Below are 13,204 nucleotides of genomic sequence, written 5' to 3' on the forward strand. Positions count from 1 at the left end.
TCCCACACTTGCCCGCGGCCGTCGCGCTCGGCTAACTTGGACATGTGTCCAGCGATGCAGTGGCTGCAGTCACACCGTCCGGTGGCGAGACGCCGCGCAACCGTCGCCAGGAGGAGACCTTCCGCAAGGTGCTCACCGCGGGCATCGAGATGCTGCGGGAGTCGTCGTACGCCGACCTGACGGTGCGCGCCGTCGCGGCGCGCGCCAAGGTGGCCCCGGCCACGGCCTACACCTACTTCTCGTCCAAGAACCACCTGATCGCCGAGGTGTACCTGGACCTGGTGCGCCAGGTGCCGTACTTCACCGATGTCAACGACTCCATGAAGACGCGCGTGGACAAGGCGCTGCGGGCGTTGACCCTTGTGGTCGCCGACGAACCCGAGGTGGCGGCGGCCTGCACCACCGCACTGCTCGGCGGCGGCAGCGACGAGGCGGTCCGTGCCGTGCGCGACCGGATCGGCGCCGAGATCCACAAGCGGATCCGCTCGGCCGTCGGCCCGGATGCGGACCCGCGCACCGTGTCGGCCCTGGAGATGACGTTCTTCGGCGCGCTGGTCAATGCCGGCAGCGGCGCCTTCACCTACCACCAGATCGCCGACCGCCTCACCTACGTGGTCGGGCTCATCCTGGGAGAGGACCGATGAGTTTGCCGACCGTCGAACCCGTACTCGACCCGTACGACTACGACTTCCACGAGGATCCGTATCCGTACTACAAGCGACTTCGCGACGAGGCGCCGCTGTACCGCAACGACGAACGCAACTTCTGGGCGCTGTCGCGCCACGAGGACGTGCTCAAGGGATTCCGCAACAGCACCGCGCTGTCCAACAAGCACGGTGTGTCGCTGGATCCGGTGTCGCGCAACGACGAGGCGCATCGCGTGATGTCGTTTCTCGCACTCGACGATCCGGCACACCTGCGGTTGCGCACGCTGGTGTCCAAGGGTTTCACGCCGCGGCGCATCCGGGAGCTGGAGGCGCGGGTCACCGAGATCGCCGTGCAGCATCTCGAAATTGCCCTGCAGTCGGACAGTTTCGACTTCGTCGACGACTTCGCGGGCAAGCTTCCGATGGACGTCATCTCCGAGCTCATGGGCGTCCCCGAAGAGGACCGCGTGCGGATCCGTGCGCTGGCCGACGGTGTCATGCACCGTGAGGACGGCGTGGCCGACGTGCCGGCCTCGGCCATCGCGGCCTCCGGTGAACTGCTCGTGTACTACGCCGACATGGTCAAGAGGCGTCGCCGCAACGTCAGCGACGACCTGACCTCGGCGCTGGTCGAGGCCGAGATCGACGGTGACAAGCTCACCGACGACGAGATCATGGCGTTCCTGTTCCTCATGGTCGTCGCCGGTAACGAGACCACCACCAAACTCCTTGCCAATGCCGCCTATTGGGGTTTCAAGAACCCCGATCAGCTGGCGCCGGTGTTCGACGACCACAGCCAGATCCCCCTGTGGGTCGAGGAGACGCTGCGCTACGACACCTCCAGCCAGATCCTCGCGCGTGCGGTGGTGGAAGATTTGACGTTCTACGGCACGACGGTGCCCGCGGGTGACGTGCTGGTGCTGCTGGCCGGTTCGGCCAACCGTGACGAGCGGGCGTTCGACGACCCCGACGAGTACCGCATCGGCCGTGACATCGGTTCCAAGCTCGTCAGTTTCGGCAGCGGTGCCCATTTCTGCCTCGGCGCGCATCTGGCGCGTATGGAGGCCAGGGTCGCGCTGGCCGAGTTGTTCAAGCGGATCCGCGGATACGACGTGGACGAATCCGCGTCCGTGCGGGTGCATTCCAGCAGCGTCCGCGGTTTCGCTCACCTTCCGATCACAGTGGAGAAACGCTAAATGGCCCGTTTTGAACCCCACCCTGCCCGCAGGCCAGCGATCGTGGCCGGCGCGTCCTCCGGGATCGGCGCCGCGACCGCGACCGAGTTGGCGGCCCACGGGTTCCCGGTCGCGCTCGGCGCGCGCCGGGTCGAGAAGTGCCAGGAACTCGTCGACCAGATCACCGCCCGCGGCGGTGAGGCCGTCGCACTGCCGCTCGACGTCACCGATGCCGACTCGGTGAAATCGTTCGTCCACGCCGCGACCGAGGCGCTCGGCGACATCGAGGTGCTGATCGCCGGGGCCGGTGACACCGATTTCGGGCGCCTGCACGAGATCAGCACCGAGGAGTTCGAGCAGCAGGTGCAGATCCATCTGATCGGCGCCAATCGGATGGCCACCGCGGTGCTGCCCGGCATGGTGGAGCGCCGCCGCGGCGACGTCATCTTCGTCGGGTCCGACGTGTCGCTGCGTCAGCGTCCCCACATGGGCGCCTACGGCGCCGCCAAGGCCGGGCTGCTCGCGATGGTGAACAACCTGCAGATGGAGCTCGAGGGCACCGGCGTGCGCGCGTCGATCGTGCACCCGGGACCCACCCGCACGTCCATGGGCTGGAGCCTGCCCGCCGAGAAGATCGGTCCGGCGCTTGAGGATTGGGCCAAGTGGGGCCAGGCGCGTCACGACTACTTCCTGCGGGCCGCCGACCTGGCCCGGGCCATCACGTTCGTCGCCGAGACGCCGCGCGGCGGGTTCATCGCGAACCTGGAGATCCAGCCCGAGGCGCCGCTGGCCGAGGTGACCGACCGTCAGAAACTTGCCCTCGGTGAAGAAGGGATGCCGAACCAGTGACCACGCTCCACGACGTACCGCGGGTTTCCGGTGGCGAGGAAGAGCATGGCCACCTCGAGGAATTCCGCACCGACCCGATCGGTCTGATGAAACGGGTCCGCTCCGAATGCGGGGATGTGGGCTGGTTCCAGCTCGCGGACAAGCAGGTGGTGCTGCTCTCGGGTGCGGAGGCCAACGAGTTCTTCTTCCGTTCCAGCGACAGCGAACTCAACCAGGCCGAGGCCTACCCGTTCATGACGCCGATCTTCGGCGAAGGCGTCGTGTTCGACGCCGACCCGGAACGGCGCGCGGAGATGCTGCACAACACCGCACTTCGCGGTGAGCAGATGAAGGGCCACGCCGCGACCATCGAGAACGAGGTTCGGCGGATGGTCGAGAGCTGGGGCGATGAAGGTGAGATCGACCTGCTGGAGTTCTTCGCCGAGCTCACCATCTACACGTCGACCGCATGCCTGATCGGGGTGAAGTTCCGCAACCAGCTGGACAAGCGTTTCGCGGACTACTATCACCTGCTGGAGCGCGGCACCGATCCGCTGTGTTACGTCGACCCGTATCTGCCCATCGAGAGCTTCCGCATCCGCGACGAGGCGCGGGCCAACCTGGTGGAGCTGGTGCAGGAGGTCATGAACGGCCGAATCGCCAACCCGCCCAAGGACAAGAGCGACCGTGACCTGCTGGACGTGCTGGTGTCGATCAAGGACGAGGACGGCACGCCGCGGTTCTCGGCCAACGAGGTCACCGGAATGTTCATCTCGCTGATGTTCGCCGGGCACCACACCAGTTCGGGCACCGCGTCGTGGACGCTCATCGAACTGCTGCGCCACCCCGAGTTCTACGCCAAGGTGCAGGCCGAACTCGACGATCTGTACGCCGACGGCCAGGAGATCAGTTTCCATGCGCTGCGCCAGATCCCGAATCTGGACAACGCGCTCAAGGAGACGCTGCGCCTGCACCCGCCGCTGATCATCCTGATGCGTGTCGCGCAGGACGAGTTCGAGGTGGCCGGGCGCCCCATCCACAAGGGCCAGATGGTCGCGGCCTCACCGGCGATCTCCAACCGGATCCCCGAGGACTTCCCAGATCCGGACACCTTCGACCCCGACCGGTACGACAAGCCGCGCCAGGAGGACCTGATCAACCGGTGGACCTGGATCCCGTTCGGGGCGGGCAAGCACCGCTGTGTCGGGGCGGCGTTCGCGCAGATGCAGATCAAGGCGATCTTCTCGGTCCTGTTGCGCGACTTCGAGTTCGAGATGGCGCAGCCGTCCGAGAGCTACCGCAACGACCACTCGAAGATGGTGGTCCAGCTGGCCCGGCCGGCCAAGGTGCGCTACCGCAGGCGGGTCAGGTAGTCCCATGGGTTGCTACCGCATCGAGCTCGACGAGGACCTGTGCCAGGGCCACGCCATGTGCGAGCTGGAAGCCCCCGACGTCTTCCGCGTCCCCAAGCGCGGAACCGTCGAGATCCTCGACACCGAACCACCCGACGACCTGCGCGACGGGGTCGAGATGGCCGTCGAGATGTGTCCCACCCGAGCACTGTCAATCGTCGAGAAATGAGGATCAGGACAATGGCGTCACGTGAACAACTCGAAGACTGGGTCGACCGCTGGCTCACGGCCAACCGCGAGGCCGAGAAGGCCGGTGACTGGAAACCGTTGGCGGACTTCTACACCGAGGACGCCACGTACGGCTGGAACATCGGCCCCAAAGAAGACGTCATGTGCGTCGGCCGCGACGAGATCCGCGACGTGGCCCTGGGCCTGGAGATGGAGGGCCTGGAGAACTGGGTCTACGAATACCAGAAGGTGATCATCGACGAGAAGCAGGGCGAGATCGTCGGCTTCTGGAAGCAGATCGCCAACAAGAGCGACGGCTCACGCGCGGAGATCTACGGTATCGGCGGCAGCTGGTTCCGCCTCGACGACCAGCTGCTCATCGAGTGGCAGCGCGACTTCTTCGACTTCGGTCACGTCGCGAAGGGCTACGCGAAGCTCATCGAATCCGGCGACCTGACCCCGGCCATGCAGAAGCGCATCGAACGCTCGTTGAGCGGTGAGAAGCTGCCCGGGTACTACCCGATCGGCACCAGCCCGGTCCCGATCTGGTGAGGTGTCACCAACCGACCACCCGGTTGGGGCTATTGTGACCTGGATAACTAGGCTAGTTTCGACGCCAACCCGATCACTTCTCGGAAAGCAGGAGCTTTGATGAAGACAAAAGGTGCTCTCATCTGGGAGTTCAACCAGCCGTGGTCGATCGAGGAGATCGAGATCGGTGACCCCGTCAAGGACGAGGTCAAGATCCAGATGGAAGCGTCCGGGATGTGCCACTCCGATCACCACCTGGTGACCGGCGGCATCCCGATGGGTGGCTTCCCGGTGCTCGGCGGCCACGAGGGTGCGGGCATCGTCACCGAGGTGGGTCCTGGCGTCGAGGGCATCGAGCCCGGCGACCACGTCGTGCTGTCGTTCATCCCGTCCTGCGGTTCGTGCCCGTCGTGCCAGGCCGGCCTGCGCAACCTCTGCGATCTGGGCGCGGGTCTGCTCGGTGGCGTCGCCGTCGCCGACGGCACCCACCGCATCCACGCGAACGGCAAGCCGGTGTTCCCGATGACACTGCTGGGCACGTTCTCGCCGTACATGGTGGTGCACAAGAGCTCGGTGGTGAAGATCGACAAGTCGATCCCGTTCGAGGTGGCCTGCCTCGTGGGCTGCGGTGTCACCACGGGCTACGGCTCGGCGGTGCGCAGCGGCGACATCCGCCCCGGCGACGACGTCGCGATCTTCGGCATCGGCGGTGTCGGCATGGGTGCGCTGCAGGGCGCCGTGAACGCCGGTGCGCGTTACATCTTCGCGATCGACCCGGTCGAGTGGAAGCGCGATCAGGCGCTGAAGTTCGGCGCCACCCACGTCTACCCCGACGTCTTCTCGGCCATGGCGGGCATCGCCGAGGTGACCGCGGGCGGCATGGCCAAGAAGGTCATCGTGACCGTCGGCGAGCTGCACGGTGAGGACATCGACAACTACCTCAACGTGACCAGCAAGGGCGGCACGTGCGTGGTGACCGCTGTCGGCAGCATGCTCGACACGAACGCCAACATCAACCTGGCGATGCTGACCCTGCTGCAGAAGAACCTGCAGGGCACCATCTTCGGTGGCGGCAACCCGCACCACGACATCCCGCAGCTGCTGAGCATGTACAAGGCGGGCAAGCTCAACCTCGACGACATGGTCACGCGCCAGTACCGCCTGGAGCAGATCAACGACGGCTACCAGGACATGCTCGAAGGCCGCAACATCCGCGGCGTCATCCGCTACACCGACGCCGACCGCTGACAGGGGATCCATGACCGAAGCGACCGACACCTCCACCGAGACACCTGTCGTCACCGCGTCGCGGGCGTCGTGGCGCTGCGTACAGGCCGGTGACCGCGAGGGCTGGCTGGCCCTGATGGCCGACGACGTCGTCATCGAGGACCCGATCGGGCAGGCCGTCACCAATCCCGACGGCACCGGTGTGCGCGGCAAGGACGCCGTCGCGGCGTTCTTCGACCAGAACATCGGACCCAACCGGTTGACGGTCACGTGCGAGGAGACGTTCCCGTCGAGCTCGCCGACCGAGATCGCCTACATCCTGGTGCTGCACACCAGGTTTCCCAACGGGTTCACCGCGACCGTGCGTGGTGTGTTCACCTACAAGGTGAACGACGCGGGCCTGATCACCAACCTGCGTGGCTACTGGAACATGGACGCGATGAAGTTCGGCCAGGAAGAGACCGATTAGCGGTCCGCTTGCCGGCCGCGGCGCGGTGGTCGTCGGCGGCAGCCGGGGCATCGGTCTCGCGGTCGCCGGTCTGCTCGCGGCGCAGGGCGCCGGCGTCGTGGTCAACGGCCGCGACGCCGACGCCGCGGAAGCGGCCGCGAAACGGATTTCCGGTGTGGCACATGCCGGTTCGCCCGCAGATCCCGCGGTCGCCGATGCGCTCGTCGACACGTGCGTCGCCGAGTTCGGCCGCATCGACATCCTGGTGAACTGCGCGGGCACGGCCGAACCGCACGGGTCGTCGATTCTCGACATCACCAGCGCGCAGTTCCGTGAGCTGCTCGATGCGCATCTGGGCACGGTGTTCGAAACGTGCCGCGCCGCAGCGCCGAAGATGGTCGCTCACGGCGGCGGCGCCATCGTCAACACCGGTTCGTTCGCCTACCTCGGCGACTACGGCGGCACCGGTTACCCCGCGGGCAAGGGCGGGGTCAACGCGCTCACGATGGCGGTCGCGGCCGAACTGCGCGAGCACAAGGTGCGGGCCAACGTGGTGTGCCCTGGCGCCAAGACCAGGTTGTCCACCGGGCCGGAGTACGAGCGGCACATCGCCGAACTCAACCGGCGCGGTCTGCTCGACGACGTGAGCGCCCAGGGCGCGCTCGACGCCGCGGCACCCGAGTACGCCGCGGCCACCTACGCGTATCTGGTCAGCGACGCCGCACGTGACGTGACGGGCCGCATCTTCATCGCCGCGGGTGGATTCGTCGGTGAATTCGCCCGCCCCACACCGGGTTTCCTGGGGTTCCGCGACCACCACACGTCACCGCCGTGGACCGCCGACGAACTGCACCAGATGATCAGTGGCGGGTAGCGCACGTCCCGCGTTCGAAGCGCCTGCCGCGCCACGCCGGACGCGCGCCGTGTGAGACCGGGACCTTGAACGGGCGGTAGTACGTCAGCACGACGTTGTCGGGGTCATCGGGCGAGTCGGTGCAGTCGAAGAACACCCAACCGTCGACGCCGCGGCGGATGAGTTCGGGATGGTCGGCCACCTCCCACCAACTCGCGGCGGGGACATCGAGGTCCATCCACTCGAAGCGGTCATCTCGTTCGTTCGGGGAGGCCGGTTCCTCACCTTCTGCTTCCCACCTGACCGCGTCGGCCACGAGCCCGTCAACTCCTTCGCACATCTAATAAGCCCTTCTATCCAACCGCTTGGTCGGCGCGGACGCAACGAGACGGTCGTCTCACCGGCGTCACTATGCTCATGTCCATGGCGACCGTCTTCACGAAGATCATCAACCGCGAACTGCCCGGCCGTTTCGTCTACGAAGACGACGACATCGTGGCGTTCCTGACGATCGAACCCATGACGCAGGGCCACACGCTCGTGGTGCCGCGCGCCGAACTCGACAACTGGCAGGACATCGAACCCGCCGTGTTCGCCCGGGTCATGGAGGTCTCGCAGTTGATCGGCAAGGCGGTCTGCAAGGCCTTCGACACCGAGCGTTCGGGCCTGATCATCGCCGGCCTCGAGGTGCCGCACCTGCACGTCCACGTCTTCCCCGCGCGCAACCTGTCCGACTTCGGGTTCGCCAACGTCGACCGCAACCCGTCACCGGAGTCCCTCGACGAGGCGCAGGCGAAGATCAAAGCCGCGCTGGCAGATCTGCAATCCGCGGCAGGCTGACGGTGAACCGGGAGCCCTTCCCGAGCGCCGTGGTGACCTTCACGGTTCCGCCGTGCGCGTACACCAGTGAGTCGACGATGGACAGTCCCAGCCCCGTGCCGCCGCTGGCGCGGGTGCGCGACGTGTCCGCGCGGTAGAACCGCTCGAACACGCGGCGCGCATCCTCCTGGCTCATGCCGGGGCCCTCGTCGCACACTTCGAGAACCGCGTTGTCGCCGTCGGTGCCCACACGCACCGTGATGCCCGCGGTCTCGGGCGTGTGCTGTACGGCGTTGGCGACGAGGTTGCCGATCACCTGGCGCAGGCGGGCCTCGTCGCCCAGCACCTCCGGGGTGCCCGGGCCGTCGAAGACCTCCATCTTCACCCTGCGCTTCGGCGCGATCGACTGCGCGTCGTGCACGGCGTCGGTGGCCAGGGCGAGCAGATCGACGCGGCGCCGTTCGAGGGGGCGTTGTGCGTCGAGACGCGCGAGCAGCAGCAGGTCCTCGACCAGCAGGCCCATGCGGCGCGATTCGCTCTCGATGCGGCCCATCAGCATCTCGATGTCGCGCGCCGCGCCCTGCCGGTACAACTCGGCGAAGCCGCGGATCGTGGTCAACGGCGTGCGCAGTTCGTGGCTCGCGTCGGTGATGAAGCGCCGCATGCGGTCCTCCGACGACCGTGCCTGTTCGGCCGAGGCCTCCGACGCCGCCACCGCGCGCTGGATCTGCGCGAGCATGCCGTTGAGCGCCGACGACAACCGTCCCACCTCGGTGCGCGGATCCCGTTCCGGCACACGACGATCCAACTGTCCCGCAGCAATCGCCGCGGCCGTGCGCTCGACCTCGACCAGCGGGCGCAGGCTGCGGTGGACGACGACGTAGCCGACCACGCCGAGCACAAGAAGGACCGCGGCGCCGATGCCGACCTGCGACCACACCAGGGCCCGCACCGACGACTGCACCTCGGACAGGTCGATGGCGACCGTGGTGAGTTCACCGTTGGGGCCGCGCACCGTCATGGCGCGCCATTCGACGTTGGACTTGTCGATCGAGCCGACGGTCACCGGTACCGGGCCGACGTCGTTGTTCTCGGGCAGCGCCGGTTCGGCCTCGCGGTCGTTGACGGCGATCCAGGTGCGGCCGTCCTCATCGAAGCCGCGCACGTAGAAGTTCGACGGCGGACGGGCCGGGTTGGGGCCCTCCAGCGGTGTGGTGGGCGCGCGCCGCGGGGCCTGCGCCCAACTCCTGGACGCGTCGAGAAGGGTCTGGTCGATGCGGCTGACCTCGGTGTGCCGCATGATCGACGTGACGGCGATACCCGAGGCCAGCAGACCGCATGCCACCAGCACAAGCGCGGCGGCCACCAACCCCACGCGCAGTGGGATGCCGCGTCGACCACGGTTCACCCGGTCAAGCACCTATGAAGTATGCCGCTGACGCGTGCCCGTCAGCGCGGCTCGCGCAAAACGTAGCCGACGCCGCGCAGCGTGTGCAGCAGTCGCTTCTCGCCGGTGTCGATCTTGCGTCGCAGGTAGGACACATAGGACTCCACGACATTGACGTCACCGCCGAAGTCGTAGCGCCACACGTGGTCGAGGATCTTGGGCTTGGACAACACCGTGCCCGCGTTGATGATGAAGTAGCGCAGCAGTGTGAACTCCGTGGGCGACAGCGAGACCGGCTCGCCGGCCTTCCACACCTCGTGGGTGTCCTCGTCGAGTTCGATGTCGGCGAAGGTGAGCCGCGCGTTGCGGGTCTCCTCGACGCCGCGGCCGGAGCGGCGCAGGATCACCCGCAGGCGGGCCACGACCTCTTCGAGGCTGAACGGCTTGGTCACGTAGTCGTCGCCGCCGAGGGTGAGACCGGCGATCTTGTCCTGCAGGCTGTCGCGCGCGGTGAGGAACAGGGCGGGTGCGTCGATACCGTCGGCGCGCAGGCGGCGCAGCAGTCCGAAGCCGTCCATACCCGGCATCATCACGTCCAGGATCACGGCGTCGGGCCGTACCTCACGGGCTTTGTCGAGGGCCGCCGCGCCGTTGGACGCGGTGTGCACCTCGAAGCCCTGGAACTTCAGGCTCACCGAGAGCAGCTCGACGATGTTCGCCTCGTCGTCCACCACCAGGACGCGAGCTTCTGGAACGTTTTCGGGAAGAGCGGGCATGGCCATTACCCAATGCTGTCGCTATCTGTTGGAGTATTCCTGCACGCTACCTGTGTGCTTCCTGTGAATGTGGGCGAGATACCCCGGCAGGAAGCCGCCCGAAACCCACGAAAACGATGCGAGTCACCGCCCTAGACTGGCTCACATGAACCTCGGCAAGACCCTCGTCCAGGTTGCCACGGCCCCGGTTCGCATCGGCATCGCGATCGCCGACGCGGGCCTGGGGATAGCCGGGGAGACACTCACCGCGGTCCAGCGCACCGTGACCGACTCCAACCCGCTGACCAGCAGGTCATCACTGGCGCAGATGCTCGGTCTCGACGACGCCGTCGAGCGTGCCAACCGGCTCGCGCGGCTCATGGACGACGACGCACCACTCGGTCGCGCACTCGCACCCGACGGCCCCGTCAATCGGTTGCTGCGCCCGGGCGGTCTCGTCGACCAACTGACCGCAGAGGGCGGTCTGCTCGACCGGTTGACCGCCGAGAACGGTCCCGTCACGCGCGCGGTCGCACCCGGCGGACTCGTCGACCAGATCACCATGGAGGGCGGTCTGCTCGACCGGCTGACCACCGACGACGGCGCCCTGTCGCGCGTCATCGCACCGGGCGGGCTCGCCGATCAACTGCTCGCGCACGACGGTCTCATCGAGCGTGTGCTGCGCGAGGACGGTGTGGCCGACCGCCTGCTCGCCGAGGGCGGGCTGCTCGACACCCTCACCGATCCCGACGGCCCGCTGCTCAAACTCGCTGATGTCGCCGACACGCTGAACCGTCTGGCCCCCGGACTCGAGGCCCTCGCGCCGACCATCGACGCGCTGCACGACGCGGTCATCACCCTCAGCCAGGTGGTCAACCCGCTGTCCAACATCGCCGACCGGATCCCGCTGCCCCGCCGCTACGGCAGGCGCTCGACCACCCCGACACCTGTGGTGTCGCAGCGAATTGTCGACGCCGACGAGTGACCCGTTAAGCTATTGCGCGTTCCACCTGCCTCCTTAGCTCAGTGGTAGAGCACTCGCCTTGTAAGCGAGCGGTCGTCAGTTCAATCCTGACAGGGGGCTCCAGCGCACCGGCGGTTGTCGGTGCCCCTCAGTAGCTTCCAGACATGAGGCTCTGTCGTGGCTGCGGAACGCCTTTGACGAAGCGCAGTCAGAAGGTCTACTGCAGCAATGTGTGCCAGGGCTCGGCCCGTCGTCAGGCCAGCACCAAGCGCTGGCTCGAATCCGGTCAGGCATCCATCGGCACTCTTCCCGACCACTACATCCGCCAGTACCTGACCACCGAACAAGGCGGCTGCTGCGCGATCTGCGGTGGCGCCACCACGTGGCAGGGCCTGCCGCTGACGCTCGTGCTGGACCACATCGACGGGGACCCGACGAACAACCGGCGCGACAACCTGCGCCTGGTGTGCCCCAACTGCGACTCCCAACTGCCCACGTACAAGAGCCGCAACCGCGGCAACGGACGCCACTTCCGCAGGCAGCGTTATGCCGACGGCAAGTCGTACTAGTTCTCGTCGGCGATCTGCTCGCGGCTCTCGTGCAGTCCCGGCGCCTCGGGATCCTCACCACGGCGGTCGAACTCGTCCTGCAGTTCTTCCTGCTGCTCGGTCGCCTGCCGGGCGTCCTCCGGGATGGCCCTGCCGTCGTCGTGTGAATCCATGCTGCACAGGATCACCACGCGAGATCCTCCCCAAACCGGATTACACGCGCGCGGTCAGCTTGCGCAGCGTGGCGTACTCGCTGTCCTTGTAGGGCCGCCCGTCGGGACGCAGCAGATCGTGGAACCAGACGTTGGGCACCTTGGTGTAGGGCTTGTCCCAGGAATCCCACGGGAAGTAGGTCTGCGTCTTGCCCGCCACCAGACCCCAGCTGTAGGCGCCCACGTTGTGGCGTTTGGCGACGGGCAGCACCCCCTCAAGCGTGCTGCCCTCGCTGCGTGCCAGGTACTCGGTGCACAGGATCGGCCGGCCGAGTGGCTCCAACTCGGCAATGCGGGCCTCGAACTCGTCGGGGCCCGCATAGGAGTGGAAGGAGATGACGTCGGAGTTGTCGAGTTGGAAGCTCGCCATCTCGCTGCGGCGCCCTCTCTCCCAACTGCCCTGCCACACCCCGCTGGTCAGGGGTTGTGCGGCGTTGACCGACCGCGCCCAGCCGAACACCTGGGGCAGCAGCGCGCCGACGGCGTCCAGCTTGTCGGAGCGCTCGACCTTGCGGTACTGCCTGGCCGGGTTGTCGGGCTCGTTCCACAGATCCCAGCCCAGCACGCGCTGGTCGTTGCGGAACTGGCTCATGACGCCGACGACGTAGTCGCGCAGCACGGGCCGGTAGCGCGGATCGTCGATGCGCTGCGCGCCCGGGCTCTGGACCCAGCCCGAATTGTGCACGCCCGGCGTCGGCGCGCGCTGCGCGCCGGGTTTGGGCAGCGGATCCCAGCACGAGTCGAACAACACGAACAGCGGCTTGATGCCCTGGCGCGAAGCGATCGAGACGAACTGGGCGAGCCGGTTCTGGAAGCCCGCGCGGTCCTGCGCCCACAGCAGGTCGTGCAGGAACACCCGCACGGTGTTGAAGCCGAGCAGCCGGCACGCCCCGAGCTCGCTGTCGATGCGCCGCGGGTCGTAGGTGCCTGCCGAGAACATCTCGAGCTGGTTGATCGCGTTGGACGTGATGAAGTTCGTGCCGACCAGCCAGCCCTGCGCCTGATACCAGGCGTTCGCGCGTTCCACGGGCCACTGGCCCGGCGCCGCGGACGCGCGCGGTGCGGTGGTCACCAGTGGGGAGATTGCCGCTGACGCTGCCAGAACCAGCGGGATCTTGAGGGCCGTTCGACGGTGCACCACAAGAACATAGTGGGCACGACGAGCCCGCAGGCTGCACGTATCACATTGCAACCATTGAGGTTTCGAATTGTTATCGGACGGCCCGCACT

The 13,204-nt window shown here is 67.1% G+C and carries 17 protein-coding genes and 1 tRNA gene; 13 read left to right on the forward strand and 5 right to left on the reverse strand.

Annotation, left to right across the window (positions count from 1 at the left end; translation table 11 throughout):
- Positions 1-44: 44 nt before the first annotated feature.
- The 9 genes from AT701_RS28660 to AT701_RS28700 all read left to right on the forward strand — a co-directional run bounded on the left by AT701_RS28660 (position 45) and on the right by AT701_RS28700 (position 7,310).
- Positions 45-644, forward strand: a complete 600-nt coding sequence (locus AT701_RS28660; protein WP_003897261.1) for a TetR family transcriptional regulator — start codon at positions 45-47, stop codon at positions 642-644.
- Positions 641-1,843: a cytochrome P450 gene (locus AT701_RS28665; protein ID WP_011730851.1), complete on the forward strand. Its 1,203-nt coding sequence runs from the start codon at positions 641-643 to the stop codon at positions 1,841-1,843. The genes AT701_RS28660 and AT701_RS28665 overlap by 4 nt, the downstream gene beginning before the upstream one ends.
- Positions 1,844-2,671 carry an SDR family oxidoreductase gene (locus AT701_RS28670; protein ID WP_011730852.1) on the forward strand — a complete coding sequence of 276 codons (828 nt, stop codon included), beginning with the start codon at positions 1,844-1,846 and terminating at the stop codon, positions 2,669-2,671. It begins immediately after the preceding gene.
- Positions 2,668-4,023 carry a lanosterol 14-alpha demethylase gene (locus AT701_RS28675; RefSeq protein WP_003897264.1) on the forward strand — a complete coding sequence of 452 codons (1,356 nt, stop codon included), beginning with the start codon at positions 2,668-2,670 and terminating at the stop codon, positions 4,021-4,023. Before AT701_RS28670 ends, AT701_RS28675 begins: the two co-directional genes overlap by 4 nt.
- A 4-nt stretch (positions 4,024-4,027) precedes the next feature.
- A complete protein-coding gene (locus AT701_RS28680; RefSeq protein WP_003897265.1) occupies positions 4,028-4,231 on the forward strand; it encodes a ferredoxin in 204 nt (67 codons plus the stop codon).
- Positions 4,232-4,242: 11 nt separating this feature from the next.
- A complete protein-coding gene (locus tag AT701_RS28685) occupies positions 4,243-4,782 on the forward strand; it encodes a nuclear transport factor 2 family protein (RefSeq protein WP_003897266.1) in 540 nt (179 codons plus the stop codon).
- A gap of 99 nt (positions 4,783-4,881) precedes the next feature.
- Positions 4,882-6,009, forward strand: a complete 1,128-nt coding sequence (locus AT701_RS28690; protein ID WP_003897267.1) for an NDMA-dependent alcohol dehydrogenase — start codon at positions 4,882-4,884, stop codon at positions 6,007-6,009.
- 10 nt (positions 6,010-6,019) lie between these two features.
- Positions 6,020-6,457, forward strand: coding sequence for a nuclear transport factor 2 family protein (locus AT701_RS28695; RefSeq protein ID WP_058127058.1), 438 nt, complete (start codon positions 6,020-6,022; stop codon positions 6,455-6,457).
- Between the two features lie 25 nt (positions 6,458-6,482).
- On the forward strand, positions 6,483-7,310 hold the full coding sequence (locus AT701_RS28700) for an SDR family NAD(P)-dependent oxidoreductase (RefSeq protein ID WP_058127059.1): 828 nt from the start codon (positions 6,483-6,485) through the stop codon (positions 7,308-7,310).
- On the opposite strand, the gene AT701_RS28705 is transcribed toward AT701_RS28700, so the two are convergent.
- Positions 7,297-7,605, reverse strand: a complete 309-nt coding sequence (locus tag AT701_RS28705; protein ID WP_003897270.1) for a hypothetical protein — start codon at positions 7,603-7,605, stop codon at positions 7,297-7,299. The genes AT701_RS28700 and AT701_RS28705 overlap by 14 nt on opposite strands.
- A 107-nt stretch (positions 7,606-7,712) precedes the next feature.
- Here AT701_RS28705 and AT701_RS28710 point away from each other — a divergent pair, with 107 nt between their 5' ends.
- Positions 7,713-8,129 (forward strand): HIT family protein, encoded by a 417-nt coding sequence (locus tag AT701_RS28710; RefSeq protein WP_003897271.1) that lies wholly within the window; start codon positions 7,713-7,715, stop codon positions 8,127-8,129.
- Here AT701_RS28710 and AT701_RS28715 read toward each other — a convergent pair.
- On the reverse strand, positions 8,089-9,528 hold the full coding sequence (locus AT701_RS28715; RefSeq protein ID WP_014878477.1) for a sensor histidine kinase: 1,440 nt from the start codon (positions 9,526-9,528) through the stop codon (positions 8,089-8,091). The genes AT701_RS28710 and AT701_RS28715 overlap by 41 nt on opposite strands.
- Before the next feature lie 29 nt (positions 9,529-9,557).
- Positions 9,558-10,277 (reverse strand): response regulator transcription factor, encoded by a 720-nt coding sequence (locus tag AT701_RS28720; RefSeq protein WP_011730856.1) that lies wholly within the window; start codon positions 10,275-10,277, stop codon positions 9,558-9,560.
- Positions 10,278-10,416: 139 nt separating this feature from the next.
- Between AT701_RS28720 and AT701_RS28725 the strand changes: the two genes are divergently transcribed.
- The 3 genes from AT701_RS28725 (at position 10,417) to AT701_RS28735 (ending at position 11,783) form a co-directional block, all read left to right on the forward strand.
- The gene (locus tag AT701_RS28725) at positions 10,417-11,235 is read left to right on the forward strand and encodes a hypothetical protein (protein ID WP_011730857.1); all 819 of its coding nucleotides are present in this window, start codon (positions 10,417-10,419) and stop codon (positions 11,233-11,235) included.
- Between the two features lie 27 nt (positions 11,236-11,262).
- Positions 11,263-11,337: transfer RNA gene (locus AT701_RS28730), tRNA-Thr, on the forward strand.
- A 41-nt stretch (positions 11,338-11,378) separates the two neighbouring features.
- Complete coding sequence (locus tag AT701_RS28735) at positions 11,379-11,783, forward strand: HNH endonuclease (protein WP_058127060.1); 405 nt, start codon at positions 11,379-11,381, stop codon at positions 11,781-11,783.
- Here AT701_RS28735 and AT701_RS28740 read toward each other — a convergent pair.
- Together AT701_RS28740 and AT701_RS28745 are read right to left on the reverse strand one after the other, a co-directional pair.
- A complete protein-coding gene (locus tag AT701_RS28740; protein WP_162267851.1) occupies positions 11,780-11,935 on the reverse strand; it encodes a hypothetical protein in 156 nt (51 codons plus the stop codon). The two genes, AT701_RS28735 and AT701_RS28740, sit on opposite strands and share 4 nt — an antisense overlap.
- A gap of 40 nt (positions 11,936-11,975) precedes the next feature.
- Positions 11,976-13,112, reverse strand: a complete 1,137-nt coding sequence (locus AT701_RS28745) for a glycoside hydrolase 5 family protein (RefSeq protein ID WP_014878480.1) — start codon at positions 13,110-13,112, stop codon at positions 11,976-11,978.
- Positions 13,113-13,204 lie beyond the last annotated feature (92 nt).

The organism is Mycolicibacterium smegmatis, assembly GCF_001457595.1.
Classification (GTDB): domain Bacteria; phylum Actinomycetota; class Actinomycetes; order Mycobacteriales; family Mycobacteriaceae; genus Mycobacterium; species Mycobacterium smegmatis.

Excerpts from the sequence above, each read along its gene's own strand:
- AT701_RS28665 (WP_011730851.1), top strand. The coding sequence starts at position 641 with ATGAGTTTGCCGACCGTCGAACCCGTACTCGACCCGTACGACTACGAC.
- AT701_RS28670 (WP_011730852.1), top strand. The coding sequence starts at position 1,844 with ATGGCCCGTTTTGAACCCCACCCTGCCCGCAGGCCAGCGATCGTGGCC.
- AT701_RS28680 (WP_003897265.1), top strand. The coding sequence starts at position 4,028 with ATGGGTTGCTACCGCATCGAGCTCGACGAGGACCTGTGCCAGGGCCAC.
- AT701_RS28685 (WP_003897266.1), top strand. The coding sequence starts at position 4,243 with ATGGCGTCACGTGAACAACTCGAAGACTGGGTCGACCGCTGGCTCACG.
- AT701_RS28690 (WP_003897267.1), top strand. The coding sequence starts at position 4,882 with ATGAAGACAAAAGGTGCTCTCATCTGGGAGTTCAACCAGCCGTGGTCG.
- AT701_RS28695 (WP_058127058.1), top strand. The coding sequence starts at position 6,020 with ATGACCGAAGCGACCGACACCTCCACCGAGACACCTGTCGTCACCGCG.
- AT701_RS28710 (WP_003897271.1), top strand. The coding sequence starts at position 7,713 with ATGGCGACCGTCTTCACGAAGATCATCAACCGCGAACTGCCCGGCCGT.
- AT701_RS28720 (WP_011730856.1), bottom strand. The coding sequence starts at position 10,277 with ATGGCCATGCCCGCTCTTCCCGAAAACGTTCCAGAAGCTCGCGTCCTG.
- AT701_RS28725 (WP_011730857.1), top strand. The coding sequence starts at position 10,417 with ATGAACCTCGGCAAGACCCTCGTCCAGGTTGCCACGGCCCCGGTTCGC.
- AT701_RS28735 (WP_058127060.1), top strand. The coding sequence starts at position 11,379 with ATGAGGCTCTGTCGTGGCTGCGGAACGCCTTTGACGAAGCGCAGTCAG.
- AT701_RS28740 (WP_162267851.1), bottom strand. The coding sequence starts at position 11,935 with ATGGATTCACACGACGACGGCAGGGCCATCCCGGAGGACGCCCGGCAG.